General features: G+C 70.4%; 11 protein-coding genes and 2 rRNA genes (1 of these 13 only partly in view). 8 read left to right on the forward strand and 5 right to left on the reverse strand.

Going from position 1 to position 16731, the window contains the following annotated elements:
- Window positions 1-2831 (forward strand): 23S ribosomal RNA (locus IAG44_RS24970) (it extends 291 nt beyond the left edge of the window).
- A gap of 88 nt (window positions 2832-2919) precedes the next feature.
- A 5S ribosomal RNA gene (gene rrf, locus IAG44_RS24975) occupies window positions 2920-3036 on the forward strand.
- Window positions 3037-3133: 97 nt separating this feature from the next.
- Here rrf and IAG44_RS24980 read toward each other — a convergent pair.
- The 5 genes from IAG44_RS24980 to IAG44_RS25000 are packed head-to-tail and all read right to left on the reverse strand — an operon-like array spanning window position 3134 to window position 8576.
- Window positions 3134-4429: a DUF58 domain-containing protein gene (locus tag IAG44_RS24980; RefSeq protein ID WP_187749307.1), complete on the reverse strand. Its 1296-nt coding sequence runs from the start codon at window positions 4427-4429 to the stop codon at window positions 3134-3136.
- On the reverse strand, window positions 4429-5418 hold the full coding sequence (locus tag IAG44_RS24985; RefSeq protein WP_187749308.1) for an AAA family ATPase: 990 nt from the start codon (window positions 5416-5418) through the stop codon (window positions 4429-4431). Before IAG44_RS24985 ends, IAG44_RS24980 begins: the two co-directional genes overlap by 1 nt.
- Window positions 5418-6590 (reverse strand): DUF4350 domain-containing protein, encoded by a 1173-nt coding sequence (locus IAG44_RS24990; protein ID WP_187749309.1) that lies wholly within the window; start codon window positions 6588-6590, stop codon window positions 5418-5420. Before IAG44_RS24990 ends, IAG44_RS24985 begins: the two co-directional genes overlap by 1 nt.
- Window positions 6587-7276: a DUF4129 domain-containing protein gene (locus tag IAG44_RS24995; RefSeq protein WP_187749310.1), complete on the reverse strand. Its 690-nt coding sequence runs from the start codon at window positions 7274-7276 to the stop codon at window positions 6587-6589. Before IAG44_RS24995 ends, IAG44_RS24990 begins: the two co-directional genes overlap by 4 nt.
- Window positions 7277-7280: 4 nt before the next feature.
- A complete protein-coding gene (locus tag IAG44_RS25000) occupies window positions 7281-8576 on the reverse strand; it encodes a DUF7847 domain-containing protein (RefSeq protein ID WP_187749311.1) in 1296 nt (431 codons plus the stop codon).
- A gap of 140 nt (window positions 8577-8716) precedes the next feature.
- Here IAG44_RS25000 and mtnA point away from each other — a divergent pair, with 140 nt between their 5' ends.
- The 6 genes from mtnA (at window position 8717) to hpf (ending at window position 16648) form a co-directional block, all read left to right on the forward strand.
- On the forward strand, window positions 8717-9856 hold the full coding sequence (gene mtnA, locus IAG44_RS25005) for an S-methyl-5-thioribose-1-phosphate isomerase (RefSeq protein ID WP_187749312.1): 1140 nt from the start codon (window positions 8717-8719) through the stop codon (window positions 9854-9856).
- A 124-nt stretch (window positions 9857-9980) separates the two neighbouring features.
- Window positions 9981-10670, forward strand: a complete 690-nt coding sequence (gene mtrA / locus IAG44_RS25010; RefSeq protein ID WP_005316841.1) for a two-component system response regulator MtrA — start codon at window positions 9981-9983, stop codon at window positions 10668-10670.
- A gap of 1 nt (window position 10671) precedes the next feature.
- Window positions 10672-12708, forward strand: a complete 2037-nt coding sequence (gene mtrB / locus IAG44_RS25015; RefSeq protein WP_187749313.1) for an MtrAB system histidine kinase MtrB — start codon at window positions 10672-10674, stop codon at window positions 12706-12708.
- Window positions 12698-14512, forward strand: a complete 1815-nt coding sequence (locus IAG44_RS25020; protein ID WP_187749314.1) for an LpqB family beta-propeller domain-containing protein — start codon at window positions 12698-12700, stop codon at window positions 14510-14512. The genes mtrB and IAG44_RS25020 overlap by 11 nt, the downstream gene beginning before the upstream one ends.
- Before the next feature lie 173 nt (window positions 14513-14685).
- Window positions 14686-15636: a ComF family protein gene (locus IAG44_RS25025; protein WP_246562049.1), complete on the forward strand. Its 951-nt coding sequence runs from the start codon at window positions 14686-14688 to the stop codon at window positions 15634-15636.
- 313 nt (window positions 15637-15949) lie between these two features.
- Window positions 15950-16648, forward strand: coding sequence for a ribosome hibernation-promoting factor, HPF/YfiA family (hpf, locus tag IAG44_RS25030; RefSeq protein WP_187749315.1), 699 nt, complete (start codon window positions 15950-15952; stop codon window positions 16646-16648).
- Window positions 16649-16731: the final 83 nt, after the last annotated feature.

Consider the following 16731-nt stretch of genomic DNA (forward strand, 5'->3'; position numbering starts at 1 on the left):
CCCGGCAGGGGTTGCGTCGTGGGGGTTGTGGGATCTCTCTTTCACAGTCTGCCGGCTGTGAGACGAGTCAGAAACCGTTGATGTAGGCGAAGGACATGCGAAAGGTCCGGCGTAGAGGGTAAGACCCCCGTAGTCGAAACGTCAGCGGCTCGTTTGAGAGACACCCAAGTAGCACGGGGCCCGAGAAATCCCGTGTGAATCTGGCGGGACCACCCGCTAAGCCTAAATATTCCCTGGTGACCGATAGCGGATAGTACCGTGAGGGAATGGTGAAAAGTACCCCGGGAGGGGAGTGAAATAGTACCTGAAACCGTGTGCCTACAAGCCGTGGGAGCGTCGGACGAGGACTTGTCCTTGTCTCGTGACTGCGTGCCTTTTGAAGAATGAGCCTGCGAGTTTGCGGTGTGTTGCGAGGTTAACCCGGGTGGGGTAGCCGTAGCGAAAGCGAGTCCGAATAGGGCGTTTCTAGTAGCACGCTCAAGACCCGAAGCGGAGTGATCTAGCCATGGGCAGGTTGAAGCGGAGGTAAGACTTCGTGGAGGACCGAACCCACCAGGGTTGAAAACCTGGGGGATGACCTGTGGTTAGGGGTGAAAGGCCAATCAAACTCCGTGATAGCTGGTTCTCCCCGAAATGCATTTAGGTGCAGCGTCGTGTGTTTCTTGCCGGAGGTAGAGCACTGGATAGGCGATGGGCCCTACCGGGTTACTGACCTTAGCCAAACTCCGAATGCCGGTAAGTGAGAGCGCGGCAGTGAGACTGTGGGGGATAAGCTCCATGGTCGAGAGGGAAACAGCCCAGAGCATCGACTAAGGCCCCTAAGCGTACGCTAAGTGGGAAAGGATGTGGAGTCGCAGAGACAACCAGGAGGTTGGCTTAGAAGCAGCCACCCTTGAAAGAGTGCGTAATAGCTCACTGGTCTAGTGATTCCGCGCCGACAATGTAGCGGGGCTCAAGCGTACCGCCGAAGTCGTGTCATTGCAGCATGAGGGCCAACGCCTGCTGTGATGGGTAGGGGAGCGTCGTGTGCCGGGTGAAGCCGCGCCGGAAGGCAGTGGTGGACGGTTCACGAGTGAGAATGCAGGCATGAGTAGCGATACAAACGTGAGAAACGTTTGCGCCGATTGACTAAGGGTTCCTGGGTCAAGCTGATCTGCCCAGGGTAAGTCGGGACCTAAGGCGAGGCCGACAGGCGTAGTCGATGGATAACCGGTTGATATTCCGGTACCCGCTGTGAAGCGTCAAACATCGAACCAGGCGATGCTAAGTCCGTGAAGCCGCCCCGGAGCCTTCGGGCAAAGGGGAGTGGTGGAGCCGACGGACCAGACTTGCAGTAGGTGAGTGATGGGGTGACGCAGGAAGGTAGTCCAGCCCGGGCGGTGGTTGTCCCGGGGTAAGGGTGTAGGACGCAGGGTAGGCAAATCCGCCCTGCACGTAGTCTGAGACCTGATGCCGAGCCGATTGTGGTGAAGTGGATGATCCTATGCTGTCGAGAAAAGCCTCTAGCGAGTTTCATGGCGGCCCGTACCCTAAACCGACTCAGGTGGTCAGGTAGAGAATACCGAGGCGTTCGGGTGAACTATGGTTAAGGAACTCGGCAAAATGCCCCCGTAACTTCGGGAGAAGGGGGGCCATTCCTGGTGATCCGATTTACTCGGTGAGCTGGGGGTGGCCGCAGAGACCAGCGAGAAGCGACTGTTTACTAAAAACACAGGTCCGTGCGAAGCCGTAAGGCGATGTATACGGACTGACGCCTGCCCGGTGCTGGAACGTTAAGGGGACCGGTTAGTCAAGATTCGTCTTGGCGAAGCTGAGAACTTAAGCGCCAGTAAACGGCGGTGGTAACTATAACCATCCTAAGGTAGCGAAATTCCTTGTCGGGTAAGTTCCGACCTGCACGAATGGCGTAACGACTTCTCGACTGTCTCAACCATAGGCCCGGTGAAATTGCACTACGAGTAAAGATGCTCGTTTCGCGCAGCAGGACGGAAAGACCCCGGGACCTTTACTACAGTTTGATATTGGTGTTCGGTTCGGCTTGTGTAGGATAGCTGGGAGACTGTGAAGCAGGTACGCCAGTACTTGTGGAGTCGTCGTTGAAATACCAGTCTGGTCGTGCTGGATGTCTAACCTGGGTCCGTGATCCGGATCAGGGACAGTGTCTGATGGGTAGTTTAACTGGGGCGGTTGCCTCCTAAAGGGTAACGGAGGCGCCCAAAGGTTCCCTCAGCCTGGTTGGTAATCAGGTGTTGAGTGTAAGTGCACAAGGGAGCTTGACTGTGAGACCGACGGGTCGAGCAGGGACGAAAGTCGGGACTAGTGATCCGGCGGTGGCTTGTGGAAGCGCCGTCGCTCAACGGATAAAAGGTACCCCGGGGATAACAGGCTGATCTTCCCCAAGAGTCCATATCGACGGGATGGTTTGGCACCTCGATGTCGGCTCGTCGCATCCTGGGGCTGGAGTCGGTCCCAAGGGTTGGGCTGTTCGCCCATTAAAGCGGTACGCGAGCTGGGTTTAGAACGTCGTGAGACAGTTCGGTCCCTATCCGCTGTGCGCGTAGGAATATTGAGAAGGGCTGTCCCTAGTACGAGAGGACCGGGACGGACGAACCTCTGGTGTGCCAGTTGTTCTGCCAAGGGCATGGCTGGTTGGCTACGTTCGGGAGGGATAACCGCTGAAAGCATCTAAGCGGGAAGCCTGCTTCGAGATGAGTGTTCCCACCTCCTTGAGAGGGTAAGGCTCCCAGTAGACGACTGGGTTGATAGGCCAGATCTGGAAGCCCTGTAAGGGGTGGAGGTGACTGGTACTAATAGGCCGAGGGCTTGTCCTCAGTTGCTCGCGTCCACTGTGTTGGTTCTGAAACCACGAACAACCCCACGTTCCCACAGAGCGTGGTGCGGTTGATTGTTTCATAGTGTTTCGGTGGTTATAGCGTGAGGGAAACGCCCGGTTACATTCCGAACCCGGAAGCTAAGCCTCACAGCGCCGATGGTACTGCAGGGGGGACCCTGTGGGAGAGTAGGACGCCGCCGAACAATCTTTGTGGGGGACCCCCGCACCTTATGGTGCGGGGGTTTTCTGCGTTTACAGGCCAATTGAATTGGGCCCCTCTTCTCCAGAGAGGCCCAATTTTTATAGGCGTCCTGCGGATTTGAGGGCCAAGTATGCGTCCGCCAATGCCGGTGCCAGCTGGTCCGGTGTCGCGTCGACGACGGTGACCCCGTGACGGCGAAGCTGCTCGGCGGTGCGGTGGCGTTCTGCTTGAGCCTGGGCGGCTGCTGCGGCGTCGTAGACGGCGTCGACGGTCCCCCGGGAGGTGGACATGCGGGCGATGTGTGGGTCGGCGACGGAGGCGACCAGGACGGTGTGGCGCTGGGTGAGCTGTGGGAGGACGGGGAGGAGCCCTTCCTCCATGGGGGCCGCGTCGAGGGTCGTCAGGAGGACGAGGAGTGAGCGGCGAGGGGTTGTGCGGAGGATCGTGGAGGCCAGGCCGCGGGCGTCGGTCTCGACGAGTTCGGGGTCGAGCCCGGCCATCGCGTTGACCAGGGACGGCAGGACGTCGCGGGCGGAGCGGCCCTGGACGAGGGCGCGGGTGCGGCGGTCGTAGGCCAGGAGGTCGACGCGGTCGCCCGCGCGGGAGGCGAGGGCGGCGAGGAGGAGCGCGGCGTCCATGGCGGCGTCGAGGCGTGGGGCGTCGTCCACGCGGCCGGCGGAGGTGCGGCCGGTGTCGAGGACCAGGAGGATGTGGCGGTCGCGTTCGGGGCGCCAGGTGCGCAGGGCGACGCTGGTCTGGCGGGCGGTGGCGCGCCAGTCGATGGAGCGGGTGTCGTCGCCGGGGACGTACTCGCGGAGGCTGTCGAACTCGGTGCCCTCGCCGCGCGTGAGGACGCTCGTGCGGCCGTCGAGTTCGCGTAGGCGGGCCAGTTTGGCGGGGAGGTGTTTGCGGCTCGTGAACGGGGGAAACGCGCGGATTGTCCAGGGGACCTTGTGGGTGCCCTGGCGGGTGAAGAGGCGTAGGGGGCCGTACGAGCGGATGGTGACGCAGTCGGCCTGGTGGTCGCCGCGGCGGGTCGGGCGCAGGCGGGTCGTGACGCGGCGGCGTTCGCCCGGGGGCACCGTCAGGGGGTGCCGGTCGGTTTCCGGGGTCGTGCTGGGGGGCCAGGCGTCGCGGAGGTCGGCCTTGAGGGGGCGGTGGGACGGGTTGGTGACCGTCAAGGTGACGTCCGCCGATTCGCCCAGGCGGGCGGATGTTTCACCTGAACGGGTCAGGGTCAGGCGGCGTACCGGGGCCGCTAGGGCGGCGTCGCACGCGCACGCGAGGGCCAGTGGGGCGTTGACGGCCAGGATGCCGGTCCAACTGGGGTCCCAGAGGCCGACGGGGAGGGAGCCTAGGGCGGCGATGAGGGCGGCGCGGCCGGTGAGTGCCATCAGCGGGGGACGGGGACGTGGGCGAGGACGGAGGTGATGACCGAGTCGGCCGTCACGCCCTCCATCTCGGCCTCGGGGCGGAGCTGGACGCGGTGGCGGAGCGTGGGCAGGGCGAGCGCCTTCACGTCGTCCGGGATGACGTAGTCGCGGCCCGTGAGCCACGCCCACGCGCGCGAGGCGGCCAGTAGGGCGGTTGCACCGCGCGGGGAGACGCCGAGCGTGAGGGAGGGCGATTCGCGGGTGGCGCGGCAGATGTCGACGACGTACGCGGTGATCTCGGGGGAGACGGCGGTCTTCGCGACGGCCGCGCGGGCGGCTTCCAGGTCGGCGGCGGTCGCTACCGCGCGTACGCCTGCGGCCTTGAGGTCGCGGGGGTCGAAGCCCTCGGCGTGGCGGGTGAGGACGTCGATCTCGTCCTGGCGGGAAGGCAGGGGGATCGTCAGTTTGAGGAGGAAGCGGTCGAGCTGGGCCTCGGGGAGGGGATAGGTGCCCTCGTACTCGACGGGGTTCTGTGTCGCGGCGACCAGGAACGGGTCGGGGAGCGCGCGCGGAGTGCCGTCGACGGTGACCTGGCGCTCCTCCATGGCCTCCAGGAGGGACGACTGGGTCTTCGGCGGGGTGCGGTTGATCTCGTCGGCCAGGAGGAGGTTGGTGAAGACCGGGCCGGGCTGGAAGGAGAACTCGGCGGAGCGGGTGTCGTAGACGAGGGAGCCCGTCACGTCGCTCGGCATGAGGTCGGGGGTGAACTGGACGCGCTTGGTGTCGAGGTCGAGGGCGGCGGCGAGGGCGCGGACCAGGAGGGTCTTGGCGACGCCGGGGACGCCTTCGAGGAGGACGTGACCGCGGCACAGGAGGGCGACGACGACGCCGGTGACGGCGGGGTCCTGGCCGACCACGGCCTTGGCGATCTCGGCGCGCAGGGCCTCCAGGGAGGCGCGGGCGGCGCTCGGGTCCCCGGTGTTCCCGGCGTTGTCAGTGGTCGGGTCCATCATGGACGGCGTACCTCACTTTCGAGGGCGTCGAGTCGGTCGGCGAGGGCGGTCAGGGCCGCGTCGTCGCCTGGGGGCGGGCCGAAGAGGAGGGTGTGCAGGGTCTGTCCGTCGGTGTGGAGGCGGTCGGACAGGGCGGGGAGCAGGGCCTCGGGCGCGTGGGCGCGGGAGGCGGGGATGCCGAGGAGAGGGGCGAGGCGGATGCGGGTGGCGGAGCGCAGGGCGTCGGCCGCGCGGTCGCGGGCGTCGGCCTTGCGGTAGAGGCGGGCGCGGCCCTCGACGGTCTCGGAGGCGCGGATCGCGACCGGGAGGCGTTCGGGGACGAGCGGCCCGAACCGGCGGGCGCGCCACAGGGCGGCGAGCGCGGCGGCGACGAAGAGTTGCAGGGTGCCCCACAGCCAGCCGGAGGGGAGGAGGTCGAAGAGGCCCTTCTCCTCCTCGGGGCCGGCGGTGGAGTCGGAGAGCGAGGGGAGGTACCAGACCAGATGCGGGCGCGAGCCGAGGAGTTGGAGGGCGAGGGAGGCGTTGCCCTGCTCGCCGAGGCGGTTGTTGAGGAGGATGTCGGGCGCGCCGAGGACGACGGTGTCGCCGTCCCCTGTCTCGGCCGGCACGCGCAGGAGGGTGGGCAGGCGGCGGCTCGGGTAGCACTCGTCGATGCCCTGGCGGGTGACGGTGTAGCGGTGGCCGCCGGTGTCGGCGGCGCCCGCGCGGTGGGCCTCGGGGAGGACGCAGGCGGGCGCGAGGGTGGTGTCGCGGCTGGTGGCCGGGTCGGCGACGACGCCGGGGGCGAGGGTCTGGACGGACCAGTCGCCGGGGGCGACGAGGACGGTGCGGCCGTCGGAGTCGGCGGTCGTCGCGCGCAGGTCGCTCTGCTGGCGCTTGGTCAGCAGGTCGGGGACGGCGACCAGGAGGGTGTTGTCGGGGCCGGTCGCCGCGCGGGCCTCGTCGAGGGTGGTGACCACGCGCGTGGTGACGCCCCGGTCGGCGAGGAGTTCGGCTATCGCGCGGCTGCCGTAGGGGTCGGCGGAGCGCGGGTCGAGTTCGCCGTGGTGGGTGTCGGACTGGAGCGCGGCGACGGCGACGGCGGCGGCCAGGAGGACGGCGAGGGCGAGTACGACGCCCCGCGCGCGGGTCCACAGGTGGCGGGCGGTGGGCGAGGCCGAGGTGGTCATCCGGCGGCCCCCTGGTGGGCCGTCAGCCGGGGTTTCGCGCGGTCGAGGGTCTGGTCGAGGTCGGCGATGCGCCGGTACGTCTGCTCGCCCGCGCTGCGGCCGCCGTATGTGACGTCGTCGAAGTCGCGGGCGGCGGCGTGCAGGCCATCGGCGTGGTCGGGGAGGGTGCGGCCGGCTTCGGCGGCGGCCTCGTCGGCGGTGCGGCCGGGGCGGGTGTCGAGGAGGGCGCGTTCCTCCAAGGCGCGGACGATGGCGCGCATGCGTTCCTGGACGGCCTGGTTCCAGTGGCCCTGGGCGGCGTGTTCCTCGGCGGCCGCGCGGTGTTCGGCGGCGCTGCGGGCGCGGTCGCCGAAGAGGGCCGGGGCGGAGACGGGTGTACGGCGGGGGGTGCCCAGACGCCACCACAGGGCGGCGGCGACGGCGACGACGGCCAGGGCGATGACGACGAGGCCGAGCGTGCCGCCGGGGGTGGCGCCCGAGGCGGTGTCGAAGAGGTCGCCGAGCCACTTCCAGAAGGCGTCCAGCGCGCGCTGGAAGAGGTTCGGGTCGTTCTCGTGGTACATCCGCTTGGACAGCTCGCGGCGGGCCGCCTCCCGCGCGGGGTCGCGCGGTGTGGTCAGCGGCGGCGCGTCGTCCGCGCCGGCCGCCGCCAGCGCGGCCCTGAATGCTCCCCCCGTCGACAGCACGCCGTCAGCTCCCGGGGGTGGTGCCGGAGGTGCCGTAGTCCTGGAGACCTGCGGCGCGGGCGAGTTCGAGGTCGAGGGCTTCGCGCCGGATGCGCTGGTCGACGTAGAGGAGCACGGAGACGCCGGCGGTGATCGGGAACGTGATCATGTAGCCGATGACGGCGCCGACGCCGGTGATGATCAGGTACGTCCAGTCGTAGGCGACAGCGGGGTCCGTGAGGAAGCCGCTCATGCCGCCGTCCCCGACGGCCGCGCCGATGAGGGCGAACGGGACGACGACGATCATCGAGAGGATGCTGGAGATGATCATCCCGAGCAGCTGGATGCCGAAGACGCGCCACCAGGAGCCGCGCACCAGCTTCACGGAGCGGCCCATGGACTTCTTGATGCCCTGCTTCTCCAGCATCAGCGCGGGCGGCGCGAGGGAGAAGCGCACGGCCAGCCAGACGGCGACGACGCCCGCGCCGAGGAAGCCGAGGAGCGTGAGGCCCACGCCCGCCGCCGAACCGCCGCCCGAGGCGGCCACCGCGACGCCGGGCAGGACGCCGCCGACGACGATGCCGACCAGGATCAGCGTCAGCAGGAGGATCAGCCCGAACAGGCGCAGGAGCTGCGGGCGGGCGTCGCGCCATGCCTCGCCCGGGGTGACGGACGTGCCGAGGATCGCGCGGCTGGTGACGGTGGTGAGCAGGGCGGTCGCGATGACGGTGCCGAGCACGGAGATCGCGTAGACGGCCGCCGAGGCGGTCATCGAGTCGCCCAGGGCGCGGCTGACCTCGTCGAAGCTGGCGTTCGGGTCGCCGATGGCGTCGGTGCTCGCGTCGTTCAGGAGGAGGCCCTGGACGACGACGGTGATGATCTCCACGACGACGGCGACGGCCAGGGAGATGCCCAGCACCGTGCGCCAGTGCGTGCGCATGGTGGAGACGGCGCCGTCCAGGATCTCGCCCACGCCGAGGGGGCGCAGCGGGATGATGCCGGGCTTGGCGGCGGGCGGGGGGCCTCCCCAGCCGGTGCCCCAGCCGCCGGGGCCCGGGTAGCCGCCGGGGTGGGTCGTCGGGGCGTTCCAGCCGGTGGGGCCGGGTGCGCCGGGGCCCGGCGGGGGCGGTGGGGGCGTCTGGCCGGGGGACTGGCGCGTGGGCGCGGTCCACTGGCCGGCGGGCGGCTGATCCTTGGACCACTGGACGCCGGAGTCGGACGGCCGGCCGTCTCGCTGGTCCGAGGGCGGGGTGGACTCCTGTCCTTCGGGGCCCTCGGACGGGGCCGATCCGGGCGATGCCCAGCCCGGAGTGTCGTTCATCGTCGCTCCTTCACGGTGCCCGTCCGCGGTCGCGGCGGCAGGTTGGGTGCCATCGTGTCATGGGGCACCGACAAGGGGTCCGGGCGCGGTAGGGACCACGGACCTTCCATGGTCCGGCGGATCCTGGGCAGACTCACCGCATGGTTGATCCGAACACGCGATCCGGAGAAGACGACCGAGCCACCGGGACACCCGCGATCCGGTGGGAGGAGCCACCGGAGGGCCCCGTCGTGGTCCTCCTCGACCAGACACGGCTGCCCGCGGAGGAGGTCGAGCTGGTGTGCACGGACGCGTCCGTGCTGGTGGAGGCGATCAGATCGCTGGCCGTGCGCGGGGCGCCCCTGCTCGGCATTGCTGGCGCCTACGGGGTCGCGCTCGCCGCCGCGCGCGGGTTCGACGCCGAGGACGCCGCGACGGCCCTCGCGGGCGCGCGCCCGACCGCCGTGAACCTCTCCGTCGGTGTGACGCGGGCCCTGGAGGCGCACCGGGCCTCGCTCGGCCGGGACGGGGACACCCGGCGGGCCGCGCAGGCGGCGCTGGCGGCGGCGCGGCGGCTGCACCAGGAGGACGCCGAGGCGAGCGCCCGGATGGCCGGGCACGGGCTCGCGCTCCTGGACGAGCTGCTGCCGGGCGGCGGGCACCGGATCCTGACCCACTGCAACACCGGGTCGCTGGTGTCGGGCGGGGAGGGGACGGCGTTCGCGGTGGCGCTGGCCGCGCACCGCGCGGGGCGGCTGCGCAGGCTGTGGGTCGACGAGACGCGTCCGCTGCTGCAGGGGGCGCGGCTGACGGCGTACGAGGCGGCGCGCAGCGGGATGGCGTACACGCTGCTCACCGACAACGCGGCGGGGTCGCTGTTCGCGGCCGGGGAGGTGGATGCGGTGCTGATCGGGGCGGACCGGATCACGGCTGACGGGTCGGTCGCGAACAAGATCGGGAGCTATCCGCTGGCGGTCCTCGCGCGCTACCACCACGTGCCGTTCGTCGTGGTCGCGCCGGTGACGACGATCGACCTGGAGACGCCCGACGGGGCGTCGATCGAGGTCGAGCAGCGGCCCGGGTACGAGGTGACCGAGGCCGTCGCCCCGCAGGCGCCGGTGACCGGGGCGGGGGGCGGGATCCCCGTGGCGCCGCTCGGCACGCAGGCGTACAACCCCGCCTTCGACGTGACGCCGCCGGAACTGGTGACGGCCGTCGTCACCGAGGAGGGCGCCGTCTCGCCGGTGACCGCGGGGGCGCTCGCGGAGCTGTGCGCGAGGTCACGCCGGGTGACGATCTGACCCGGCGGCGGGTGCGCGTGCGTGGGTGCCGGGGGCCAGGGCAGACAGTGACCGCCTCGTGCGGCTATGGTCACGGGTCAGTGACCTGCCTCACCTGCGCTCCGGGCACCGTTATGAGAATGGGATGATGTCGTTTATGAAGGGACGAGTCCTTGTCGTCGACGACGACACCGCACTGGCCGAGATGCTCGGCATCGTGCTGCGTGGTGAGGGTTTTGAGCCGTCTTTCGTAGCCGACGGTGACAAGGCGCTGGCTGCTTTTCGGGAGGCCAAGCCGGATCTGGTGCTGCTGGATCTGATGCTGCCGGGCCGGGACGGCATCGAGGTGTGCCGGCTGATCCGGGCGGAGTCCGGGGTGCCGATCGTGATGCTCACGGCGAAGAGCGACACGGTGGACGTCGTGGTGGGCCTGGAGTCGGGCGCGGACGACTACATCGTCAAGCCGTTCAAGCCGAAGGAGCTGGTCGCGCGGATCCGCGCGCGCCTGCGGCGTTCGGAGGAGCCGGCGCCGGAGCAGCTGACCATAGGCGACCTGGTCATCGACGTGGCCGGGCACTCGGTGAAGCGCGACGGGCAGTCGATCGCGCTGACCCCGCTGGAGTTCGACCTGCTGGTGGCGCTCGCGCGCAAGCCGTGGCAGGTGTTCACCCGTGAGGTGCTGCTCGAACAGGTGTGGGGCTACCGGCACGCCGCCGACACTCGCCTGGTCAACGTGCACGTGCAGCGGCTGCGCTCCAAGGTCGAGAAGGACCCGGAGCGGCCGGAGATCGTCGTGACCGTCCGCGGTGTCGGTTACAAGGCCGGACCGAGCTGACATGTCCGGGGACAGCGCCGCACCGGCGCCCGGCCGGTCCGGGGCCCGGCCGGAGCGGCCTGTCGGCCCGGAGGCCCGGAAGACACAGGGGCCCCAGAAGGCCCTGAAGGGCCGCAGGACGCCCGGAAAACGCCTCGGGCGACTCCTGGAGGGCGGGCTGCTCCAGGGCGGCGTACAGGGCAGCCCAGTGCTTCGGCTGGTGCTGCGCTGGGTGCGCCGGCCCCTGCTGCCCGTCATACGGCTGTGGCGGCGCAACATCCAGCTCAAGGTCGTCGTCACCACCCTGCTCATGTCCCTGGGCGTCGTCCTGCTGCTCGGGTTCGTCGTCATCGGGCAGGTGCGCAACGGGCTCCTGGACGCCAAGGTGCGGGCCTCGCAGAGCCAGGCGACCGGCGGGTTCGCGGTCGCCAAGCAGCAGGCCGACGCGGAGGCCGCCGACAGCGACGTGCCGGCCGCCACGGACGACCGATCCCCGCAGAACGTCAGCCCCTGGCTCAGCGCCCTCGTGTCGTCGCTCTCCAGCGGCGGCCAGGGCGCCTTCGACGTCGTCACCCTGCCCACCGGCGGCAACGAGCGCGGGCCCGGGCCGCGCGCCTCCGGGGGAGTGAGCCCCACCGCGAGCGTGCCGGAAGCCCTGCGCACGCGTGTCGACAACAGCACCTCCGCCGCCCAGAGCTACACCCGGATCCGCTACGACAGCGGCAAGGAGTCGCAGCCCGCGCTGGTCATCGGCAAGCGCCTCAACGACCCCAACGGCGATGCCTACGAGCTGTACTACCTCTTCCCGCTCACCCAGGAGGAGAAGTCCCTCAGCCTCGTCAAGGGCACCCTGGCGACCGCCGGGCTCTTCGTCGTCGTCCTCCTCGGGGCGATCGCCTGGCTCGTCGTGCGGCAGGTCGTCACGCCCGTGCGTATGGCGGCCGGGATCGCCGAGCGGCTGTCGGCCGGGCGGCTGCAGGAGCGGATGAAGGTCACCGGTGAGGACGACATCGCGCGCCTGGGCGAGGCGTTCAACAAGATGGCGCAGAACCTCCAGCTGAAGATCCAGCAGCTGGAGGACCTGTCACGGATGCAGCGCCGGTTCGTGTCCGATGTGTCGCACGAGCTGCGGACGCCCCTGACGACCGTCCGGATGGCCGCCGACGTCATCCACGACGCGCGCGAGGACTTCGATCCGATGACCGCGCGGTCGGCCGAACTGCTCGCCGACCAGCTCGACCGGTTCGAGACGCTGCTCGCGGACCTGCTGGAGATCAGCCGGTTCGACGCGGGCGCGGCGGCCCTGGAGGCCGAGCCGATAGACCTCCGGGAGGTCGTGCGGCGGGTCGTCGGCGGGGCCGCGCCGCTCGCTGAGCGCAAGGGGACGACCGTGCGCGTCGTCGGCGACCAGCAGCCCGTCGTCGCCGAGGCGGACGCGCGGCGCGTGGAGCGGGTGCTGCGCAACCTCGTCGTCAACGCCGTGGAGCACGGCGAGGGCAAGGACGTCGTCGTCAGGCTGGCCGCCGCCGGGGGTGCCGTCGCCGTCGCCGTGCGCGACTACGGGGTCGGGCTGAAGCCGGGGGAGGCCACGCGGGTGTTCAGCCGGTTCTGGCGGGCCGATCCGGCGCGCGCGCGGACGACCGGCGGGACGGGGCTCGGGCTGTCGATCGCCCTGGAGGACGCGCGCCTGCACGGCGGCTGGCTCCAGGCGTGGGGCGAGCCCGGCGGTGGCTCGCAGTTCCGGCTGACGCTGCCCAGGACCGCCGACGAGCCGCTGCGGGGCTCGCCGATACCGCTGGAACCGAAGGACTCGCGCCGCAACCGCGGCCCGGACGGCGCCTCTCGCGCGCGCGAGAAGAGCGCCACCGTCCCCGCGCAGCAGACCGCCGACCCGCTCCCGCGCGTGGGCGCCGTCGCGGCCACGGCCGACCCGACGGCCCTGCCGGGCAGCGGAGCCCGGGTGGTGCCCCGCGCGGGCGCGCCGGTCGCGACGGACGTACGACGGGACGGCGCCGACGGCGTGCCCGACGAGGAAGGGGAGGCCGCTCGTGGGCGGTGAGGGGGGCGTCCGGCGCAGGCCGGCGCGCGCGGTGGCGTACGGGGTCTGCGGGGCCGTCCTGCTCGGCGGGTGCGCCTCGATGCCCGACCACGGGGACCTGCGCGGGGTGGAGTCCACGCCTCGGCAGGACACCCAGGTGCGGGTGTTCGCGATGCCGCCGCAGGAGGGGGCGCTGCCCATGGAGATCGTCCAGGGCTTCCTCGAAGCGCTGACCAGCGACGACCCGACCTTCTCGACGGCCCGCAAGTACCTCATCGGCAAGGCCGCGAAGACCTGGGACCCGGACAGCTCGACGACGGTCCTCGACGCGGGCCCCCAGCCGACGCAGGAGCGTCCCGGAGGGCGGGAGGGCGGCTCCGACGTGTCGTTCACCCTGGACGGCCGGAGCGTCGCCACCGTGGACGACCAGCAGTCGTACACGCCCGTGGTGGGCAAGTACCAGACGACCCTGCACCTCGTGCAGGACGACAAGGACCAGTGGCGGATCGACGAACTGCCCCAGGGCGTCGTCATGGGGCAGTCCGACTTCGCCCGCAACTACATGTCCGTCAACAAGTACTACTTCGCCTCCCACGCGCGCGTGGGGAGCACGCCCGCCGCCGTCGCGGACCCCGTGTACGTGCGCAAGCGCGTCGACCCGACGACCCAGATGGTCCGCTCCCTGCTCGCCGGGCCCACCAGCTGGCTGCGGCCCGTCGTCCGGTCGAGCTTTCCCACGGGCACGGCCCTGGAGGACGACGAGGGGCCGCTCACCCCGAACGACCAGAACAAGCTCACCGTGCCGCTGAACGGCAAGGCGGCGGGCGTCGGGCAGGACACGTGCGACGCGATGGCCGCGCAGTTGCTGTTCACCATGCAGAGCCTCACGCCGGGCGTCGACGAGGTCGAACTGCGGGCCGACGGGCGCCGGTTGTGCTCCCTGAGCGAGAGCCGCGCCGAGACGATCGCCGCGCGGGGCTCCGCCGAGCACCCCGCGCACCTGTACTTCATCGACGGCGAGCACCGTCTCCAGCGGATGGACGTCCGCGGCAACACCTCGCCCGAGTCGGCGCCCGGCGCCTTCGGGGACGGGGGCAAGGCGCTGCGGTCGGTCGGCGTCTCCCGGGACGAGCAGGAGGCCGCGGGGGTCACCCTCGACGGCAAGCAGCTGTACGTGACCTCGCTGCTGTCCGGTGGGCCGCTCGGCAACCCGCTGCTCACCAGCGCGGGCGCCACCGAGAAGGACCGGCTCACCACGCCCAGTTGGGACGCGCAGGGCGACCTCTGGGTGGCCGACCGCAACCCCCTCGCGCCCCGGCTCCACCTGATCGCCAAGGGCGACGACACGCCCGTCGTGGTCAGCACTCCCGGGCTGAGCGGGCGCATCAACACGGTGCGGGTGGCCGCCGACGGGGTGCGGATCGCGCTCGTCGTCGAGTCGGAGGGGCAGCAGTCGCTGTACGTCGGGCGGGTCGAGCGGGACCAGGGCGATGACGGGCGGCCGGTCGTGGCCGTTCAGGAACTGCGGTCCGCCACGCCCGAGTTGGAGCAGGTCACCGCCGTCTCCTGGGCCTCCGACAGTCGGCTCGTGGTCGTCGGCAAGGAGACGGGGGGCGTGGAGCAGGTGCAGTACGTGCAGTGTGACGGGTCGTTGCCCGAGACCAGTGCGCTGCCGGGGCTCACCGAGGTGCAGAGCATCGCCGCGTCGGAGGACAGCGAGGCGCCGCTGTTCGCCACGTCCAAGGACGGGTTGCTGTGGCTGCCCGGGGGGAGTGGGTGGCGGACGTTGAAGCCGACCGCTTCGGTGGCGTTCTACCCGGGGTGAACTGAGGGGGCCGCCGGGCTGATCGGGGCCGGCGGCCGGGGTGTGTTCGAGGGCTGGGTGGTGTGGGTGGTCGAGTGGTGGGTTTCGGCGGGTTTTCGCCTTGCTGTCGGGGACATGTCGGGAGTTTTCCACAGGGGTGGCGGTGGGGCGGCCGGCTGGGCACAGTGGAGTGTGTGAACGGTGTACGGCGGTGCTGGCGGGATCTCGGTGACCTGGTGTTGCCGGGGGAGTGCGCGGGGTGCGGGCGGGCTCGCACGGTGCTCTGCGCGGAGTGCAGGGAGGAGTTGAGCGGGAGGTCGGCCAGGTGGGTGCGGCCGGTGGCCGCGACGGCCGGGTTGCCGCCGGTGTGTGCGGCGGGGCCGTACGCGGGGGCGGTGCGGGAGGTGCTGCTGGCGCACAAGGAACGGGGGGCGTTGGGGTTGGTGGGGGCATTGGGAGCGGGGCTCGCTCAGGCGGTTCGGGTGGGGGTCGGTGGGGTGCTGGACGCGGAGGCGGAAGGGGATGCGGTGAGGGGAGCGCGCGGGGTGGGAGAGAGGCCGGCGCGGGCCGGTGGGGTGCGGGCGGAAGGGCCGGGGGTGTCGGCCGGGGGTGGTGGGGTGTGGGGAGAGGGGCTGGGGGTGCCGGGCGGGGCCTTGGGGAGAGAGCCGGCCGGGGGCGGTGGGGTGTTGATCGTGCCGGTGCCGTCTGCTCGGTGGGCTGTTCGGGCTCGGGGGCATGATCCGGTGCGGCGGGTGGCGTTGGTGGCCGCGGGGGTGCTCAGGCGGGGTGGGGTGGATGTGCGGGTCGCGGCGGTGCTGCGGCAGCGGGCGGGGGTGCGCGATCAGGCGGGGCTCGGGCCCCGGGAGCGGCGGGAGAACCTTGCCGGGGCGCTGCGGGTGGGCGGGGCGGGGGCGCGGGTGCTGCGCGGGCGGGCCGTCGTGCTCGTCGACGACGTCGTCACCACCGGGGCTTCGCTCGCGGAGGCGGCGCGGGTGGTTGGAGAGGCGTGTGAGGGGGGAGGTGAAGAAGTGTCCGGTGATATCGCCCAGGCAGGGCCGGACCGGGTGGAGAGGAGGCGGCGCGGGGTGCTGTGCGCGGCCGTGGTCGCGGGGTCACCGGATTCTTTTGAAATAAACCGGAACTGATCGAGAACGTGCTTCGTTGCAGCTGGTGAGAGGCGCAATTCACCTGAACGGAGGTACGCCGAGCGAGAGGGTGACGACATCCGTCCGGGCGAGATATGTTCGGTTCAGAGAGAAAGCCGCAGGCCACACCTCTCGAATCCGAATGCCGTGCTGCGGTTCGACGAAATCCCCCCACGGTATGCAGGATGTGGATCTCGCCTTTGGGGGAGGAGGTGGACGTCACCGAGTCAGAAGGTTCCGGGGCTCACCGGAATCTGGTGCGAAACGGAGAGGCTCCGCGACGGAGCGGAGCGATCCGGGAACGGAGTTCTGCGTGGACATCGTCGTCAAGGGCCGCAAGACCGAAGTGGCCGAGCGGTTCCGCAAGCACGTGGCCGAGAAGCTGAACCTGGAGAAGATCCAGAAGCTCGACGGCAAGGTGATCAGCCTGGACGTCGAGGTGTCCAAGGAGCCGAACCCCCGACAGGCCGACCGGTGCGACCGGGTGGAGATCACGCTGCGTTCCCGCGGCCCGGTGATCCGGGCGGAAGCGGCGGCCAGTGACCCGTACGCGGCACTCGACCTGGCGGCGGAGAAGCTCGACGCACAGCTGCGCAAGCAGCACGACAAGCGCTACACGCGGCGCGGCTCGCGCCGGCTGACGGCGGCCGAGGTCGCTGACCACGTCCCGGGCGTCGCGACCCTCAACGGCAGCGACGGCGAGCCGGTTCCCTCCGGCCGGGCCGACGGCGTGCCCACCAAGAAGATGGGCTCCCTCGAAGTGCAGGGCGACGGCCCCCTCGTCGTCAGGGAGAAGACCCACGTCGCGGCCCCGATGACCCTCGACCAGGCGCTCTACGAGATGGAACTGGTCGGACACGACTTCTACCTCTTCGTCGACTCCGAGACCAAGGAGCCCAGCGTCGTCTACCGGCGCCACGCCTACGACTACGGCGTGATCCACCTCCAGACCGACACGATGGTCGCCGCCCCGGCGCACGCCGCGGAGTCCGGCGGCACGCTCGGCGGCTGACCGCGCCGACGGCGACCCGGCGGGTGCCCCTGGAGCGCGTGTGCGCCCCCAGGGGCACCCGTGTGCGACCACTTCACGCCCTG

Source organism: Streptomyces roseirectus (assembly GCF_014489635.1).
Lineage (GTDB): Bacteria > Actinomycetota > Actinomycetes > Streptomycetales > Streptomycetaceae > Streptomyces > Streptomyces roseirectus.

Coding starts and splice junctions, on each gene's coding strand:
- IAG44_RS24980 (WP_187749307.1), bottom strand. CDS start 4,429: ATGGCACTCACCGGCCGCGCCGCCCTCATCGCCGCCCTAGGCTCCCTC.
- IAG44_RS24985 (WP_187749308.1), bottom strand. CDS start 5,418: ATGGACCCGACCACTGACAACGCCGGGAACACCGGGGACCCGAGCGCC.
- IAG44_RS24990 (WP_187749309.1), bottom strand. CDS start 6,590: ATGACCACCTCGGCCTCGCCCACCGCCCGCCACCTGTGGACCCGCGCG.
- IAG44_RS25000 (WP_187749311.1), bottom strand. CDS start 8,576: ATGAACGACACTCCGGGCTGGGCATCGCCCGGATCGGCCCCGTCCGAG.
- mtnA (WP_187749312.1), top strand. CDS start 8,717: ATGGTTGATCCGAACACGCGATCCGGAGAAGACGACCGAGCCACCGGG.
- mtrA (WP_005316841.1), top strand. CDS start 9,981: ATGATGTCGTTTATGAAGGGACGAGTCCTTGTCGTCGACGACGACACC.
- mtrB (WP_187749313.1), top strand. CDS start 10,672: ATGTCCGGGGACAGCGCCGCACCGGCGCCCGGCCGGTCCGGGGCCCGG.